General features: G+C 47.8%; 17 protein-coding genes. 6 read left to right on the forward strand and 11 right to left on the reverse strand.

The annotated features are described in order from the left end of the window. Positions 1-10 precede the first annotated feature (10 nt). The 4 genes from AC6I8Y_RS21735 to AC6I8Y_RS21750 all read left to right on the forward strand — a co-directional run bounded on the left by AC6I8Y_RS21735 (position 11) and on the right by AC6I8Y_RS21750 (position 4,032). Complete coding sequence (locus AC6I8Y_RS21735; RefSeq protein ID WP_498021638.1) at positions 11-1,504, forward strand: sugar ABC transporter ATP-binding protein; 1,494 nt, start codon at positions 11-13, stop codon at positions 1,502-1,504. 86 nt (positions 1,505-1,590) lie between these two features. Further along, positions 1,591-2,610 (forward strand): ABC transporter permease, encoded by a 1,020-nt coding sequence (locus AC6I8Y_RS21740; protein WP_234496214.1) that lies wholly within the window; start codon positions 1,591-1,593, stop codon positions 2,608-2,610. Between the two features lie 261 nt (positions 2,611-2,871). After that, entirely contained in the window at positions 2,872-3,705 is an 834-nt protein-coding gene (locus AC6I8Y_RS21745; protein ID WP_498021640.1) for a MurR/RpiR family transcriptional regulator, read from the forward strand. 117 nt (positions 3,706-3,822) lie between these two features. Continuing rightward, the gene (locus tag AC6I8Y_RS21750) at positions 3,823-4,032 is read left to right on the forward strand and encodes a hypothetical protein (RefSeq protein WP_394149405.1); all 210 of its coding nucleotides are present in this window, start codon (positions 3,823-3,825) and stop codon (positions 4,030-4,032) included. An 89-nt stretch (positions 4,033-4,121) separates the two neighbouring features. Here the strand turns inward: AC6I8Y_RS21750 and AC6I8Y_RS21755 are convergent, their stop codons facing one another. Next, positions 4,122-4,433 (reverse strand): hypothetical protein, encoded by a 312-nt coding sequence (locus AC6I8Y_RS21755; RefSeq protein WP_498021642.1) that lies wholly within the window; start codon positions 4,431-4,433, stop codon positions 4,122-4,124. 198 nt (positions 4,434-4,631) lie between these two features. Between AC6I8Y_RS21755 and AC6I8Y_RS21760 the strand changes: the two genes are divergently transcribed. Then, complete coding sequence (locus tag AC6I8Y_RS21760; RefSeq protein WP_498021643.1) at positions 4,632-5,003, forward strand: DUF2237 family protein; 372 nt, start codon at positions 4,632-4,634, stop codon at positions 5,001-5,003. Positions 5,004-5,137: 134 nt separating this feature from the next. Then, the gene (locus tag AC6I8Y_RS21765) at positions 5,138-5,827 is read left to right on the forward strand and encodes a zinc metallopeptidase (protein ID WP_498021644.1); all 690 of its coding nucleotides are present in this window, start codon (positions 5,138-5,140) and stop codon (positions 5,825-5,827) included. An 81-nt stretch (positions 5,828-5,908) separates the two neighbouring features. Here the strand turns inward: AC6I8Y_RS21765 and iolG are convergent, their stop codons facing one another. From iolG to iolE, 10 genes are all read right to left on the reverse strand, one after another. Beyond that, entirely contained in the window at positions 5,909-6,892 is a 984-nt protein-coding gene (gene iolG / locus AC6I8Y_RS21770) for an inositol 2-dehydrogenase (protein WP_498021646.1), read from the reverse strand. Positions 6,893-7,005: 113 nt separating this feature from the next. Then, a complete protein-coding gene (iolB, locus tag AC6I8Y_RS21775) occupies positions 7,006-7,836 on the reverse strand; it encodes a 5-deoxy-glucuronate isomerase (protein ID WP_498021648.1) in 831 nt (276 codons plus the stop codon). 169 nt (positions 7,837-8,005) lie between these two features. Continuing rightward, entirely contained in the window at positions 8,006-8,830 is an 825-nt protein-coding gene (locus AC6I8Y_RS21780; protein ID WP_498021650.1) for a sugar phosphate isomerase/epimerase family protein, read from the reverse strand. Positions 8,831-8,928: 98 nt separating this feature from the next. Continuing rightward, positions 8,929-9,762, reverse strand: coding sequence for a MurR/RpiR family transcriptional regulator (locus AC6I8Y_RS21785; protein WP_042469746.1), 834 nt, complete (start codon positions 9,760-9,762; stop codon positions 8,929-8,931). 77 nt (positions 9,763-9,839) lie between these two features. After that, on the reverse strand, positions 9,840-10,667 hold the full coding sequence (locus AC6I8Y_RS21790; RefSeq protein ID WP_446566799.1) for a class II fructose-bisphosphate aldolase: 828 nt from the start codon (positions 10,665-10,667) through the stop codon (positions 9,840-9,842). 10 nt (positions 10,668-10,677) lie between these two features. Further along, positions 10,678-11,547, reverse strand: a complete 870-nt coding sequence (locus AC6I8Y_RS21795; RefSeq protein WP_252015668.1) for a 5-deoxy-glucuronate isomerase — start codon at positions 11,545-11,547, stop codon at positions 10,678-10,680. Between the two features lie 166 nt (positions 11,548-11,713). Then, the gene (gene iolC / locus AC6I8Y_RS21800) at positions 11,714-12,709 is read right to left on the reverse strand and encodes a 5-dehydro-2-deoxygluconokinase (RefSeq protein ID WP_252015670.1); all 996 of its coding nucleotides are present in this window, start codon (positions 12,707-12,709) and stop codon (positions 11,714-11,716) included. Between the two features lie 11 nt (positions 12,710-12,720). Beyond that, positions 12,721-13,896, reverse strand: coding sequence for a Gfo/Idh/MocA family protein (locus tag AC6I8Y_RS21805; RefSeq protein ID WP_394149418.1), 1,176 nt, complete (start codon positions 13,894-13,896; stop codon positions 12,721-12,723). A 73-nt stretch (positions 13,897-13,969) separates the two neighbouring features. Next, entirely contained in the window at positions 13,970-15,841 is a 1,872-nt protein-coding gene (gene iolD, locus AC6I8Y_RS21810) for a 3D-(3,5/4)-trihydroxycyclohexane-1,2-dione acylhydrolase (decyclizing) (RefSeq protein WP_498021653.1), read from the reverse strand. 113 nt (positions 15,842-15,954) lie between these two features. Beyond that, a complete protein-coding gene (gene iolE, locus AC6I8Y_RS21815) occupies positions 15,955-16,848 on the reverse strand; it encodes a myo-inosose-2 dehydratase (RefSeq protein ID WP_234496200.1) in 894 nt (297 codons plus the stop codon). Positions 16,849-17,143: the final 295 nt, after the last annotated feature.

Raw genomic sequence — 17,143 nt, forward strand, 5'->3', positions numbered from 1 at the left:
TAGTAATAGTATGAGTCAAGTCCTACTAGAAATGCGTGGCATTACCAAAACCTTCCCAGGTGTAAAGGCGCTCGATAACGTTCAGCTCACGTTAAAACAAGGTCGAGTCATGGCATTGATGGGTGAAAACGGTGCCGGAAAATCTACGCTAATGAAGGTGATGTTCGGTATCTACCAGCGCGATAGCGGCACCATTCGCTACAAAGGTGAGAATGTTGAGTTCCAAGGTGCAAAGGAAGCACTTGAAGCTGGTATCTCAATGATACATCAGGAGCTATCGCCAATTTTGCACCGCAGTATCGCGGAAAACATCTGGTTAGGTCGAGAGCCTCTTAAAGGCCCTTTACGACTAGTAGACCACGCCAAAATGTACAGTGATACCGCAGAGTTGCTGGCGAAGTTAGATCTTAAGCTCGACCCTAAAACACCAATGAGTGATCTCACGGTTGCCACCATGCAAATGGTCGAGATCGCCAAAGCGATCTCGTACCAATCCGAGATCATCATTATGGATGAACCGACCTCAGCGCTCACTGACAAAGAGGTAGACCATCTTTTTGACATCATTGAAATGCTAAAAGCTCGTGGCTGCGCCATTGTTTATATCAGCCACAAAATGGATGAGATTTTTAGAATTTGCGACGATATCACCGTGTTCCGTGATGGTTGTTTTGTGGGCGAGCGAGAAGCAAAGGCAACCAACAACGACGAGCTGGTGCAGATGATGGTAGGTCGTGACTTAGGCGATGTATTCCCACCAGCCACCGCCAAGCCCGGCAAAACACGGTTAGAAGTTGAGAATCTCAGCGTCGATGGCGCATTCAACGACATCAACTTCACACTCCATGAAGGTGAAATACTCGGTATTGCAGGTCTTGTGGGAGCGGGACGAACAGAACTGATTGAGACGCTATTTGGTGTCAGACAGAAGGATACTGGAACCATTAAAATTAATGGTGACATAGTGGAAATCAATACGCCACAAGATGCCATCCAACACAAAATGGCTTTCCTAACAGAGGATCGACGTCATTCAGGGCTCTACTTGATGCTCGATATCTTCGCCAATACTTCGATTGCTCATTTGGACGCATACCGAAATAAAGTGGTCAATGTGTTAGATGTCAGAAAGATGAAGCAAGACAGCCAAACACATTGTGAAAAGCTGAAAGTCAAAACGCCAGGCATGTACGAAATGATCGACAACCTCAGCGGCGGTAACCAACAAAAGGTGTTGCTAGCTCGATGGATGCTGACTAAGCCCGATATCCTGTTCCTCGATGAGCCAACACGAGGCATCGACGTGGGGGCAAAATCCGAAATCTACAAGCTCATGCGCTTGCTGACTGGCATGGGTAAAAGCTTAGTCATGATCTCTTCAGAACTACCGGAAGTCATGGGAATGAGTGACCGCATCTTGGTGATGCACGAAGGCAAGCTCAAAGGTCTTATCGACGGACCTGAAGCGACCCAGCAAAAAATCATGTCGATGGCACTCAATTAGTTAATTGAACCACCCCCTAAATTCAATCACCACGAGTCCTCAGCAGAGCGACTTGAGGAGAGAGTAGTAACTCAAGGAATGCAGTTATGATTGCGAAACTGATTAAATCGACCTCCCCAGAAGGTCAAACCCAAACCAATTTCAAGAGAATGATATCCAAGTATGCGATTTACGTGGTGTTTGTTGTCATGTGCGTCGTCATGTCTATCCTCTCGCCCGTTTTTTTGTCGGTCGCTAACTTGCTCAATGTCATGACACAGATGGCCAGTATTGGTCTACTTGCTCTTGGTGTCACCATCATCATTATTACTCGGGGCATCGACTTATCATCTGGTTCGGTGCTCGCGGTCGCGGCGGTCGTTTCAGCAAGTATGGCGCAGACCATTGATTGGTCGATGCGTATGTACCCAAACATGCCTGAGCTGCCTATCATAGTGCCGATCATTGCTGCTTTGGCTGTGGGTGCATTGTGTGGCTACATTAATGGTGCGCTTATCGCTTACACGGGGATCCCTCCTTTTATCGCTACACTTGGCATGATGATCGTCGCGCGCGGCGCAGCACTGCTCTATTCAGATGGTCGCCCTGTGAGTAGCCTTATCGACTCGTATCAATGGATTGGTCAAGGCAGCATCGTTGGGATACCCGTCCCCGTCATCATCTTTGCCTTTATGGCGTTTGTCTCGTACGTACTGTTGAACTATACCCGTTTCGGAAAGTATGCGTATGCGATTGGCGGTAACGAAACCGCGGCGTATGTATCGGGCATCAATGTAAAGCGTTATAAAATATTGGTTTATACCTATGCTGGCCTTCTCGCTGGTATTTCAGCACTAATCTTGGCAGCTCGAATCAACTCAGGTCAGCCTGGTCTCGGTATCATGTATGAGCTAGATGCTATCGCAGCGGCGACCGTGGGTGGTGTTTCGCACGCTGGCGGTATTGGTACTATCCAAGGAACTATTATAGGCACCATGATCATGGGTGTCCTACAAAACGGTCTCGACCTTCTCAACGTCTCAGCGTATTGGCAGCAGGTGGTTAAAGGCTTAGTTATCATCTTTGCGGTGATGTTTGATATGAAACGTCACAAGAAGAGTAAGTAATCACTCCCGCATCAAGACACTAACTTTGAGTAGGGTACGAAGTGGTGCTCTAACCTTGGAAGCACCACTCTCGGTTTAGCTCAACGCGCCTTGTCCGAGGCGCTTTTTTCTTTTTGCTTTACTGCCTTCTTTAAACTCGATACTGACAGCTATCACAACACGCCCTACCCACAACACAGTTTCGATGAAACAAATATTTCAAATAGGCTCTCAATAGGGTATTTTATTGAAATGCAAACAAAAGTGAGTTTGGAGCTATCTATGCCTGTGGCAACTACATTGAGTGAACTTCAAGAGCAAATTCGAGAGCAATATAGCGAGCTGAGCAAACGACTTCAGCAAGTCGCCAAGTATGTACTTGATAACCCGAATGATATCGCCTTGGAAACGGTAGCTGTCATTGCTCAAAAAGCGGAAGTGCCACCTTCTACCTTAATCCGTTTTGCCAGTGCTTTTGGTTTTAGTGGTTTCAATGAGATGAAACAGCTATTTCGCAACAAGATAGTGGAAGAAACCTCAAGCTACACTGATCGCGCCAGAATCCACAAGCAGCTACAGACAGAGCCGTTGGCACCCGAAAGCCCTAAACAGATACTGCAAGAGTTTGCCAGCGCCAACTCACAAGCAATGAATTTTCTTGCGAATCAGACCTCTGAAGACGATCTCAATCGTGCTATCGATACTCTAGAAAACTGCGAGAACATCTACCTTATTGGTTTGCGCCGCTCATTCAGTGTCGCTTCTTACTTTACCTATGCGCTGCGCCACTTAAACAAACGCGCATTTTTGATTGATGGCTTAGGTGGGATGTACGAAGAGCAGCTGAGTATGATCGGCGCGAACGATGCCGTCGTCGCCATCAGTTTTAGTCCATATGCCAATGAAACCATCGCGCTGAGTGAAATTGCCTCTAAAGCCGGTGCCAAGCAGATCGTGATCACTGACAGCCAGGTAAGCCCACTTGCCGCGTTCAGCGACGTCAGTTTTGTTATCAAGGAAGCAAAGGTTGACGCATTTCGCTCACAATCTGCTTCGCTTTGTTTGGTTCAGAGTATAGCCGTCGCCATGGCAATTAACAGCGAAGATAGTCAGTGAGCCACAGATAGCTTCGAAACATTAAGTAATCTACCCACGGCGAGTAACTTCTCCATACTTTGCACACATTTCGCTATTACCATTGAAAGCCAAGCAAAGGTCAATCAAGGGAATAGCTTGACGTTACAATTTCACGAAATCATCAACATACCGGAGAAAGGCTTCTTTGTTCTTGATGAAGACCACAAAGTTCGCGGCCCATTTATTACCAAAGAGATAGCTTACGAATTCGGTAGAAGTATTGAGTTGCTCAAAGGCAACGACTTAGCAGCTCTAACAGGTGAAGGCAAAGAGACAGGGCACAGTTTCTTTAGTGGACAAAAGTAATTGAGCCAATGGCAATTTGGCTGCGGCAGAACGATAAGACCCGCTCCCCCTAATACCCAAAAGGGGCCCTAACTCCTTGGGCACTTGGTTTACGCTTCGCACTGGAATGCGGCGGCCCTAATAGAGCGCATTGCTTTTTTACCGCCAATTCCACGGCTACTCGGCTCTAGTCTGGTGATTGCGACGGTATTGGCGTTGGGATATTTGTCCTCTGCCATAATTCTCAGCACGGATTCATGGTCAGCTCGACGGTGCACGCGAATGATCACTGGACCAAGTTGCTCACATTGCGCCGATTGGGCATCCTCAAGCTTGGCTACCGCTACGTTATTGCCTGTAGGCATATTTGCACAGCCTGTCAGTAATAGTGCGAATAGCGCTGCGCCAATAAATTTATACATTCGAGTTTCCTCCGGTTAATGTGACAATCTCGTTTACGTGTTTGCAGTTTCGACGATTTTTGAGCCCAAAACAAAACACATACCATCACGTTAACTGATGGAAATGTTTAGTGACCCTAGGCCAACGTACTTAACTTCACAATAATTCCGACTTCTCGACTACACTGGTATCCGAGGAACCTCATGCTAGGAGTGATAATGAACAGCGCGAATAACGTACTTGGCGAGCCGTTAGAGCTTTGCGGCTGCAAACCTAATACTGGGTATTTTAGAGATGGCTACTGTCGTACCGTTGGTAGCGACATGGGTCAACACACTATCTGCGCCGTCATGACAGAGGACTTCCTCATCTTCACCAAAGCCCGTGGCAATGACCTTTCTACTCCCAGGCCAGAGTTTGACTTCCCAGGGTTAAAACCAGGTGATCGTTGGTGCCTTTGTGCACTGCGCTGGAAAGAAGCTTGGCAAGCGGGAATGGCCCCATTAGTCGTGCTAGCGAGTTGCGAAGAGAGCTCCCTTGAAATTGTTCCACTCGATGTATTGACCATGTATGCCACCACCTCACAATAAGCCGAGAAGCTCAGAGTAAGCCAAGAAGATTGAACCAAGAGAGCATCTGACTTGGCGTGATAGCGAGTATCTGCCGGTCATTTTATGCGTTTAATAACCAGTAGCCACATAATTGCTGATAACAAACTGAATTAATGTTCTGGATAATCCTATTACTCTTAATCGCGACAGTCGTCTTTGGTCCTGGCCTATGGGTCAAGCACGTGATGGAAAAATACAGTCAACCGGCTGACCGCTACCGCGAGCAGGGAAGCGGTGCTGAGCTAGCTCGTCACCTGTTGGATAGTTTCGGCTTAGATAACGTTGACGTAGAGGAGACCACTCAAGGTGATCACTATGATTCCGCAACCAAGGCTGTCCGTCTTACGCCGAACAACTACTCAGGGCACTCACTAACGGCAGTGACTGTCGCCGCCCATGAAGTAGGGCATGCCATTCAAGATTCGCGTAGAGAGACCTTGTTCCTGGCTCGGCAAAAGCTGGTAAAAACAGCCATAATTGGCGAGCGCATTGCTGGATTGATGCTTGTTGCAGCGCCTGTTGTCCTTATGCTGACTCGCGTGCCGCAAGCGGGTGCGATAACGATTATGATAGGTGTTGTTTCGATGGCATTAAGTACCTTGGTGCACCTGTTGACTCTTCCGGTTGAGTTCGATGCCAGCTATGGTAAGGCTTTGCCTATCCTAAAGAAAGGCAACTACCTGCACGATGGCGACCTAAAACATGCAGAGAAAATTCTGAAAGCGGCAGCACTGACCTATGTCGCAGCCTCGCTGACGAGCTTGCTAAACCTTGGCCGATGGATCGCCGTTCTCCGCCGCTGATTGGTAAGTGAGGTATCTAACCTAGATACCCCATAGCTTATCAGCCCATCCTATTAGGATGCTGTCTTTTCAGATTAGAAGTTAAAGCAACACGGTCCGCTTTTCATTCATAGACGCTATCGCCGCATCAGCAAGGCGCAACGCAAACTCACCATCGGTTCCTGAACAGTTTGGCTCTGCGCCATTGAGAACGTCAACAAAGTGCTGCCACTCGGCAATATACGCCTCTTTGTATCGCTCTAAGAAGAAGTGCAGTGGTTTCGCATCTTGGGCACCGCTATCGGAAGTGCTCGTCACTAGGTTCTCACGAACGTTGGCTACTTGTAGCATTCCTTTTTCGCCATGCAGTTCAATGCGTTGATCATAGCCATATCCAGACTTGCGACTGTTTAGAATGGTCGCAATCGCACCCGAGGCGAAGTTCAGAACAATCACACCAGTATCTATATCGCCCGCTTTACCGATCTCAGGATCAATTTTACAACTGCCGTGAGCAGTGATCGAGGTAGGGTCTTCACCTAAGATGAATCTCGCCATATCAAGATCGTGAATGCTCATGTCACGGAACATACCGCCAGACACCTTGCTGTACTCGGCTGGTGGTGGCTCGGGATCGCGTGAGGTAATGGTGAGCGTTGCTGGCTCACCTACTTCACCATCAACTACGCGTTGCTTTAAGTTCGCAAAGTGTGGATCGAAGCGACGATTAAAACCGACAAGCAGAGGAACCTTATATTGCTCGACGACACCTAAGCAATCGCGCACCCTGCTTGAATCTAGATCAATCGGTTTCTCGCAAAAGATCTTTTTGCCCGCTTTCGCACCAAGTTCAATCAAGTCAGCATGGGTATCAGTAGCCGAGCAAATACACACGGCATCCACATTACTGTCCCCCATCGCTTCTTCAATCGATTGACGCTTAGCATCATATTGGTCACACAACATGTTGGCATTCACATCATAAGGGTCGATGACTGAATACAGGTTAGTTTCAGGGTGATTGGCAATGTTTACCGCATGAACTTGCCCAATGCGCCCTGCTCCAAACAGCGCGATATTATACATTCTGCACTCCTTCCTTTGCTTGTCATTGGCCTCACTCGACACTGAGTCAGACCAGAATAAATGGTTCATGAGCGGCATCGCCTCCGTTGGTAGCCATACAACACTCATTACGATTACTTGTAATCCTTAGAATTGATCCATGCGTGGTCGCATTCCCAACTAAATTGCCATTTACGTTTAGGTCCCGCCATTACGTTCAAGTAGTAACTGTCATATCCCGCGACTGTAGCGACTGGGTGGTAGCCTTTTGGCACCATAACCACATCTTTGTCGTAAACGGCCATACATTCATCAAGCTCGCGATTATCTGTGTATACACGCTGCATACAAAAGCCCTGAGATGGGTTTAAGCGATGGTAGTAGGTCTCTTCTAGATAGGTTTCCTTGCCATCAATATCTTGGTCATGCTTATGGCTTGGGTAAGAACTGGTGCAGCCTTCGTTGGTAAAGACCTCGACCACCAGCAAGCTGTCTGCGGGTTTGTCATCAGGGAGAATATTGTGCACATACCTTTGATTGTGCCCTTTGCCTCTGTGCTCTGCGTCAACCTCTTGCGGCGTGATATATCGGGTCTCTAAATTACCCTTGCTCGGCGCCTCACACACGGCAAGTTCTAAATCGGTTTCAGCAACAACTTGAATGCGCTGCTGTGGCGCGACATAAACCGAATGCGGCTTGATACGCTGCTGGTCGGTGTCTTTCTCAAATGGTGACATACGCTCACCGATATGACTAAAGACCTGATTGCCTACTGTCACCGTCGCCTTACCCGATACCAGAACTAAGCATTTTTCAGTCGCAGAGCTTTCGAGAACCAAGGATTCACCAGATGCAATCTCGTGAACAGAGAATCCAACATATCCCCAGTTGGCACTCTCAGGCGTAATCGATTGAACTCGAGAATCGGATTGTGATTGAGAATACTTCGACAGTAGGTGAGACATAGGGGATTCTCCGTTGGTGGCATCGTTATTTCATGAAATATTTAATTCAATATTATACTTATGAAATATTTATTTCGTGATATACACAACAAAGTCCACTTAATGCTGAGATTTTTCTCTGCTAAGTGGACTTCACCACGAGTAAACGGTTGTTCAAATCAATGAAAGGTTAAAACAGTGCTTTCATGCCCTTAAGCATTTTGGTCGCTACATCGTAATAATCCTGCTCCCACATTTGGTCATTGAGGTATTCACCTGAGTAGAATCCTTGATAGCCGGTTGATTGGATGGCGTCGACCCATTCTTTAAGCGGAATATCGCCCTGTCCGATGAAGTGGCCTCGCAACTCTCTCTCGTCCGGCCACGGTGCGCCCTCTTCTGGACGCGCGCCATCAGAGATATGGACGTTATAGATGAGCGAAGGGTCGATACTGGCTATTTGCTCGAGACTTGCTCCGCGACATGCCCAGAAGTGCCAGGTATCAAGAACGAAGCCGAAGTTGTCACGCCCTACTGCATCCAACAAGCGATAGTAGTCGTCTAGCGTTGCAATCGGTGTCCATGCTGCTCCCTCGTACTGAAAGCGAACACCGTAGTCTTTACCAATATCGGCAATAGAACGAATGTTCTGTGCGGTGAGTTCAATGTTCTGATCTAGCGTCAAACCATTCAATGCTTCGAAGGCATTAAGCTGTATCGTCGGCGCACCGATCTTTTGAGCAAACTGACACAGGATCTCAGTATCTTTGAATAGCTGCGCTTTCGAGGCTTTGTCAGTCACTTCGATAGCACCAATGATGTCAATCGCCGTCGGTTCAATATTAAAGTGGTCAAGGCGCTGTTTAAACTGCTCAGCAGATAAGCCTGCTTTGATGTAGCGCCACAACTTTTCGGTATGAATTTCAAGACCTTGATAGCCAGTATCATGAGCGAGACGAATGTCCGACATGACATTGCTGTGCAGTGAGCACATTCCGTGTAAAGCAAAACGCATGGAGAATCTCCTTGAATTTAGGCAGCAAGAGACCAAGCCTTGCTGCTTCAGCTTTACAAGGCTTACTCTTTAATTGGGTTGGTGGTCATTAATGGTGATTATTTCACTTCACGGCACATCAAGCTGACCGCGAGAGTTTGGGCAAGATACATTGAGCTACTCAAAGAGCGGAATCCCATCACTTCACCCTCTTGGACCTCGAAACAGACTTCCATCTTACTGCCTTGAGGCGTCATTTGATTGTCGGTAATAGCGATAATCGGTACGTTCTTCTTATACGCTTCGTCAATGAGATCACTGGTCTCTTGCGCGTAAGGGTTAAATGTCACCGTAAATAGCACGTCTTTCTCATTCATTCGACGTGTCATAGGCGACAACATACCGCCATGGTCATCTAACAGCACCACGTTGTTGTCTGATTTCATCAGTGCGTACCAGAGATAAAATGCAACTGGGTACGCTCGGCGCATCCCTTGAATGTAGATGGTTTCCGCTTCTTCAAGCATCGCTACAGCACGTTCAAGCTTCTGTGGAGAGACCATGACTTGTAACTGCTCTAACGCATCAATGTTGGCGTCACCGAAGTCCTGAAAGATGGCTTGAGGAGAGTCATGTGGCACGTCTTCCATCTCACGTGCTTTACGAACACGTTCTTTGTAGTCTCTTGGGCGATTCAGATACTGATCTCTGAACAGTATCTGCATAGACGTAAAGCCATCAAAGCCCATTGCATTAGAGAATCGACTCAGTGTCGACAGCGGTACATTGGCTTGCTGGGCAATGGTAGCCATGGTTTCTACGGCGACCAGCATTGGCTGTTCCATGACAAAGTCGGCTACCTGCTGCAATCTACTGCTCAAGCTATCGTAGCGCTTCACAATAAGCTCGCGCAGCGTGTCTAAATCAGCGGGCACTTTTACTTCTACATCCATAGTGATAACGCTCTCCTATTCGAACGCAATAAATAGTCAACCGGTCCCCTTCCCTATGTTAGGTTGGGGACTCTATTTTAAGATAATAACTCAAAGTTGCGAATCGCTTCTTGCTTAACATACGGCATTGCCTTCTGCATAAAGTAGATTCGATCAAATTTCTGTGGTTCATCATTCATATAACCACGTAAATTGTGACCCAATGCTTGACGCAAACAGGTGCCGATATTGAACTTAGATACGCGGCTCTGTTTTAGCTTAAGCATATCTTCGTCGCGAATTCCGCTGGTGCCATGAATAACAAGCGGCACGCTGACTTCGCTCGCGATGCGGTCCAAACGACCAAAATCAATCGTACAGGTTGGCTCCGTCAGGCGGTGAATATTACCGACTGAAATGGCCACACAATCAACGCCGCTTTCCTCAGCAAAACGCGCAGCATCTTCCGGTTCGGTATAAATAGACTTGATATGATCACGTCCTTCTTCGTAAGGAACCGAACCAATTTCGCCCTCAACCGATGCGCCCAACGCATGTGCCACATCGACCACTTTCTTAGTACGAGCAATATTCTCTTCAAGTGTTAGCTGGGAGCCATCGAACATCACTGAGCTGAATCCAGCTTTCAGTGCACGATAAACAATATCCTCTTCATAAGTATGGTCTAGGTGCAAACAAACAGGCACGCTGCTCTTATGAGCAAGATTTAGGAACATAGCTGCTGCGGTCTCAACGCCATAAAAATCCACAACATCTTTGTTGCAAGCAAGGATAACTGCCTTACCAACCTCTTCCGCTGCCTCAACTACCGCTCTTGCGTCTTCGTAACCAAAAACATTAAAGCATGGTACGGAATAATCAGAGGCCGCTGCATCGGGTAATAGATCATTAAGATTAACTAACATGCATCGCCTCCTATTTGAATTTCGCAATCATATCTTTGATACCAGGAATGGTATTTACTTGATACTCATGGTGTGGGTCAAAGTGTTGGATCAAAGACTTGTCTGTTTTGCCAACGATGATGGTGAAGTAATACATCTCATAGCCAGGCGCTGCCACACTTGGGTGATAACCTTTGTCGATTGCAATCACTGACCCCGTTTTTACATGATAAACCGGACCATGGTCATCTTCGTGCTCGTAGAGGAACTGTGCGCCAAAGCCGAAATCTGGGTTGAAACGGAACTGATACACTTCTTCGTATAGCGTTTCACGGCTGCCATCTTCTTTCACACGGTCTTCATCATGCTTGTGTGGTGGAAAACCTGACCAGCCACCCGCACCAACGGTAAACAGCTCACTGACGAGCAAACGACCGCGTTTGTCTGAGTTAGACTGACCAAGAACATGCTTGATCTTACGGTGTGTTTTGGTGTCATCAGAACCGTATTGAACGATGTCGACATTCTCTTCGCGTACACAGAATGGTTCTAGAGAAGCTTCAAACTTACCGCCAGCAATCATGATGTCGGCATTTTCGCTCACACACTCTATTTGTGCTGTATAGCCTAATGGAACGTAAACCGCTTCTGGGTTGCCGTCCCATACAGAGGCACGCTTACCGATGTTGTCGAACACTTGTGTGTCATCGCCATTGGTCACCGACACGCTGCAAGTACCGCCCGCTAGAACAATCACAGACTCGTAGCCTTCAACTTCGTGGTTGAACGTTCCGCCTTGAGTCAGACAAACTTGGTTGAAATAACACAGAGGTGTCACTTCGTCATTAATACCTACAATGGGCTCATTTTTATTATCGTAGGGTGGTATGTGTTTACCCATGTTCTTTCTCCTCACTGCTCTTTTTATGAGCGCAGTTTTTATTCCTAAACTTATTCACTGATAAAAAAACCGGGCCACGATGGTTGTATTTTCGCGAGTATCTGGAGTCGAAATACCGGCCCGGGAGACTAAAAGCTGTCTTCAAAACCACATCAAACTGATGCCATCAAACACCTTGGTTTCTTGTCTCAATAAAATCAAAAAGCTGCTCTTTGGTTGGCATAGCTTCGGTGCAGCTATCGCCGCTCACGTTTATCGCCGCTGCTGCAGAGCCGTTTCTGACGCCTTCTTGCAGGGTGCCACCGTTCACTAACGTCCAAATCAAACCACCAGCAAATGAGTCACCAGAACCAAATGGCTTGTTCACTTCCACACGGAAGATGCCTTGTTGGAACTTGGAGCCATCACGGCAGTAGACTTTTGAGCCAAACTCGCCCGCCTTAATCACAACAATCTGCGTGTTGTCACGCATAAAGCGCTCTGCTGTGGCGTCGTCGTCTTTATTGCCCGGTGCAATCACGGTTTCCATCATGTCGAACTCTTCGCGATTACCAATCACGATGTCAGACAGACTCGATGCGATGCCGTAATAAATCGAAGCGTCAGTATCGGTGCGCCATGAGTAAGGGCGATAATCGACATCCAGCACTACGAGCGTATTGCTGCGACGAGCGTGCTGCATCGCCAAAAGCGTCGCTTCACGGCTTGGGCTCTCTGACAGCGCAGTGCCGGTAACCACCAGTACTTTAGAGCTCGCTATGTACTCAGGATCCACCTGCTCTGGCTTGATCGTCAGATCCGAAGCGTTATTGCGATAGATAAGAACCGTACAGTCGCTCGGCTTCATCTCTGTAAACGCGACAGAAGTGCGAGAGCCCGAATCGTCCGTCATCATGCCATCGAGGTTTATCCCTTGATCTGACATGTAACCTTTGACATAACCGCCAAACGCATCGTCAGCTACACAGCCAATAAAACCTACTTTGCCACCCAGCTTGCTCACCGCGACTGCAATGTTGGCAGCAGAGCCACCAACAAACTTGTTGAAGCCCGAAATGTCCGCCATATCGGTTTTTGATTCGCGGGCGTATAAGTCCACACCCGCGCGTCCTAAAACGATGGCATCCAACGGTCTGTCATGTTGAAATGCAATTTTTGTCATCGTCATTCCTATTATTTGTAGCTAACCCAAGCCGCGTCTTGGTCTGCTGACTCAACACACTTCTCACACAAACGTACGCCTTCGATACCTGCATCAATACCTGGGAACCAGATACCCGCTAGCGCCTCTTGATCATCTCTATCAGCAGCATCGAACGCCAAAGCAAAACGGTGATACAGGTTCGCCCAAGACTCGAAGTAGCCCTCAGCGTGACCACCGCCAACTCGGTTTGAGGCTACACCTTCTGCATCTTGGTAGAGGTAACCCATACCGCGCTCTAGCACACGAGGTGCCTCGCCTTGCACTTCGTAACGAAGTTGGTTTGGATACTCATCCCACCATTCGATAGACGCTTTTGAACCAACGATGCGGATCTTCTGCTGGTGCATAGAGCCTGAATTGACCGCCGATGCCCACAAGGTACCCACTGCGCCACCTTTGAACTTGATCATTACGTGCGCGTTGTCTTCGAGTGGCGCACGAGATTCGATAAAGCTCTGGCGCATACATGCCAAGCTGTCGACTTCTAGACCTGTCATCACCTCGTTGAGATAAAACGCGTGAGTACCGATGTCACCTAGCACATAAGTTGGACCCGATACCTCAGGGCTTACACGCCACTTCAGACCCGGATCATTCTTTTCATATTCTTCGTTGTGGAAGCCGTGCGCGAACTGCATGTTGATGACTCGGATTTCACCAAGGTCGCCACGCTGAACCATTTCACGAGCCTGCTGAACCATTGGGAAGCCGGTGTAGCCATACATAACACCGATGACACAGTTATTTTGTGCTGCGATGGTTTTGAGCTCTTCGGCTTCTTCTGTGGTAAAGGTGATTGGCTTCTCGCACACCACATGAAGCTTGGCTTCTAGTGCGGCTTTACAGATTTCGTAGTGAGTAGAGTTTGGCGTTGCGATAGATACTGCTTGAATGCCATCTTCACGCTGTGCTTCTAGCGCAAATAACTCTTTATAGCTTGAATAACAGCGCTCTGGGTCTAGTCCAAGATTGACACCGAAATCGCGGCAGCGCTCAGCATCTAGGTCAAACGCACCAGCCACCAACTTAAACAGGCCATCACGCTGCGCTGCATTGCGGTGAGAGTAGCCGATTTGACTACCACGACCACCACCTACCATTGCCCAACGAATTGGCTGCTCAAAATGACGCTCTTCATTAAACATGCTTGACTCCTTGTGTGGCTCCTAGTGTTTAGGAGCCGAGATTAAGTATTAGAAAATTAAATAGAATTCTGAACTAGACGCCGCGGCGCTGTGTGGCGCGACCTTCTTCCCAGCTGGCAACCTTCTCTGCCACGTGGTCGTTGCGAGTCACCTCTGGTAGACCGACTTCCCACCAGCAGTCGCACTTAGACCATGCTGCTGGTGATACTGGGTCAATATCGACAACGATGACGTAAGTACGGTCCGCTTCTTTTGCGCGTTGGAACGCTGCATCAAACTCATCAACAGACGTTAACTTCTCGCTGATTGCGCCTTGTGCTTCGGCGTGCTTGGCAAAGTCGACGCGAGCCACTTCGCCATCTGGACGGCGGCAATCTTCAAGTAGGTTGTTGAATGAGTCGTTGCCCGTGTTGTTTTGTAGCTTGTTGATCACCGCGAAACCGCCGTTATCACACACCACGACAATCATCTTGTGGCCCGTCAGTACTGATGAGTAGATGTCTGAGTTTTGAATCAGGTACGAGCCGTCACCCACGAGTACAACCACGTCGTTGTCTGGGTTTGCGACTTTCGCACCCCAGCCACCCGCAATTTCGTAGCCCATGCACGAGAAACCGAACTCGATATCAAACTTACCGATTTGGTAGTTTTGCCAGTTCATTGCTAGCTCAGCAGGTAAGCCGCCTGCTGCTGTTAGAACGGTATCCCCCGGCTGCATAGATTTGTTTAGCTTGCCAATCACCTCTGCGTAAGAAGAAAGACCTGGTAGCAAGTCGCCCTCTTGAGGGTTAGTGCGGCGGTGAACCACAGCTTTCCACTCATCGGCTTGTGCTTTCGCCGTTTGTGCCCACGCGCTGCCACCTTTCCAATCACCTAGCAATTTCGATAACTCAACCAAACCGCGTTTTGCATCACACTTGACTGGCAATGCGCGATGTTTGATTGCATCGAAACGTCCGACGTTGATAGTAATAAGTTTCATGTCTGGGTTTTTGAACACGCTCCACGAGCCCGTTGTGAAGTCTTGCAAGCGCGTTCCGATTGCAACCACAACATCCGCGTGCGCCGCCATGTAATTTGCAGAATCCGAGCCTGTAACACCGATAGGACCAGCGTTTAGCGGATTGTCTTGTAGCATCGTTGCTCGACCTGCGATGGTCTCAACGACAGGAATATTGTGTTGTTTCGCGAATGCCGCTAGCTCATCCGTTGCGAGCGAGTAATGAACGCCGCCACCAGAAACAATCAGCGGATTTTCTGCTTTCATCAGTACTGCTTTTGCATCTTCCAAATCAGCAATTTCTGGTTCTGGGCGACGAATGCGGTGTACTTTCTCTTCGAAGAATACTTCTGGGAAGTCGTATGCGACGCCTTGAATGTCTTGAGGAAGACCAATGAATGCTGGCCCACATGTCTCTGGATCAAGCATGGTGTCGATCGCTTGCGGTAAAGAATGCATCAACTGTGTTGGTGAAATAATGCGATCCCAGTAACGCGTCAAAGGTTTAAATGCGTCATTACAAGTGATAGATGGATCGTAGAAGTTCTCGGGTTGCTGCAATACAGGATCAGGTAGACGACTTACGTACGCGTCACCTGCGATCAGCAGAACGGGCAATCGGTTGGTGTGAGCAATACCTGCTGCTGTCACCATATTGGTTGCGCCAGGACCAATCGAGCTCGTCGCAATACCAATACGTCGGCGCTGGTTTGCTTTTGCATAAGCAATGGCAGCCGTCGCCATCGACTGTTCGTTTTGACCACGCCAAGTCGGGATTTTGTCTTCAATGTTCTTTAGTTGCTGTCCAAAGCACGTCACATTACCGTGACCAAATATGGCAAAAGCGGTGCCGAACAGTTGCTCTTTCTTTCCATCAATTTCAATCATTTGAGCAGCTAAGTATTGTGCAAGCGCTTCTGCGACAGTTAGGCGTACAGTTTTCATTCTCTTCCTCGGTAGTCTCAACGTTGTCCATTCCATGAGTAAGCTACGTTTTGCATCCCTAACCCCGTAGCTTTTATCATGGGGAGCGTGGCTCCCCATTATCCAGAGCTCTATTACAAGCCGTATTTTTCCGCGTAGCCTGTGATGTTCTCGTAAGCTGTTTTCGCGAACGTTAGTGGGTGTGCTTTTGCAGGATCTTGCTCTGCTTCAACCAATAACCAGCCTTGGTAGTTGCGCGCTTTAAGCGCTGCAAATACGTCGTCGTAGTCCACATCGCCCGTGCCAGGTACTGTGAATACACCGTCTAGTACTGCATTTAGGAAAGACTTATCCGCTTCACGTGCTGCTTTCATTACGTCTAAACGAAGATCTTTGAAATGCATGTGGCCGATACGGTGACCCCAACGCTCAATCATAGTGACTGGGTTACCACCACCGTAAGTGATGTGACCCGTATCTAACGTTAGGAACACAGAGTCGCCTGTAAACTCCATCATTAGATTGATGTCGTCTTCTGTTTCACAGATAGTGCCAACGTGATGGTGGAAAGAGAGCTTGATGTCATGCTCATTCAGAAGGTAGTCCGCTACTTTGGTTAGCTTCTCGCAGTACATCTTCCACTCATCCATAGATAGGATGACGCGTTGAGAAAGTGGTGTGTTGATATCGCCGTGAACGGTATTGCTCACTTCACCATAAACCATTGCTTTACAGCCTGCTGCTTTCAAAAGCTTGATGTGATCTTGCATCGCTGCAATCTCTTCATCTGCTGTCATAGTCATTAGGTTGCCACTATACCAACCCGACGCTAGTACCAGACCGTGCTCCTTTAGCAGTGGAACGAGTACTTCAGGCTCACGTGGGTACTTAGTGCCTAGCTCTGTGCCTGTGAATCCAGCTTCAGCCATTTCACTTAAACACGTTTCCAAAGGGATCTCGCCACCAAGCTCTGGCATATCATCGTTGGTCCAAGTCAGTGGGCTAATTCCATATTGCACGTTGCTCATTTTTATTCTCCGACAATGTTTTAAAGATTTTCCAAGTGACTCAAAGCTATCTCGTCGACTAAGTCATCGTGTAGGGAAGCTTTGAACATCTCCTGTTGTTTCACTGAGGACTAATTTAGCCCAAAAAATCATTTGTGAAAAATATTTTTCATCCCACTCAATGAGATTTTCAAAACAACATAAATTTGGAAAAAAACCTATATAGCACGTGGCTTCCCACTGTTTTTGATCTAGATCTCACTTTTAAATTAAGTATTAAAATCAATTGCTTATGATAATTGTAGGATTTGATAAA

Source organism: Vibrio sp. KUL78 (genome assembly GCF_059725505.1).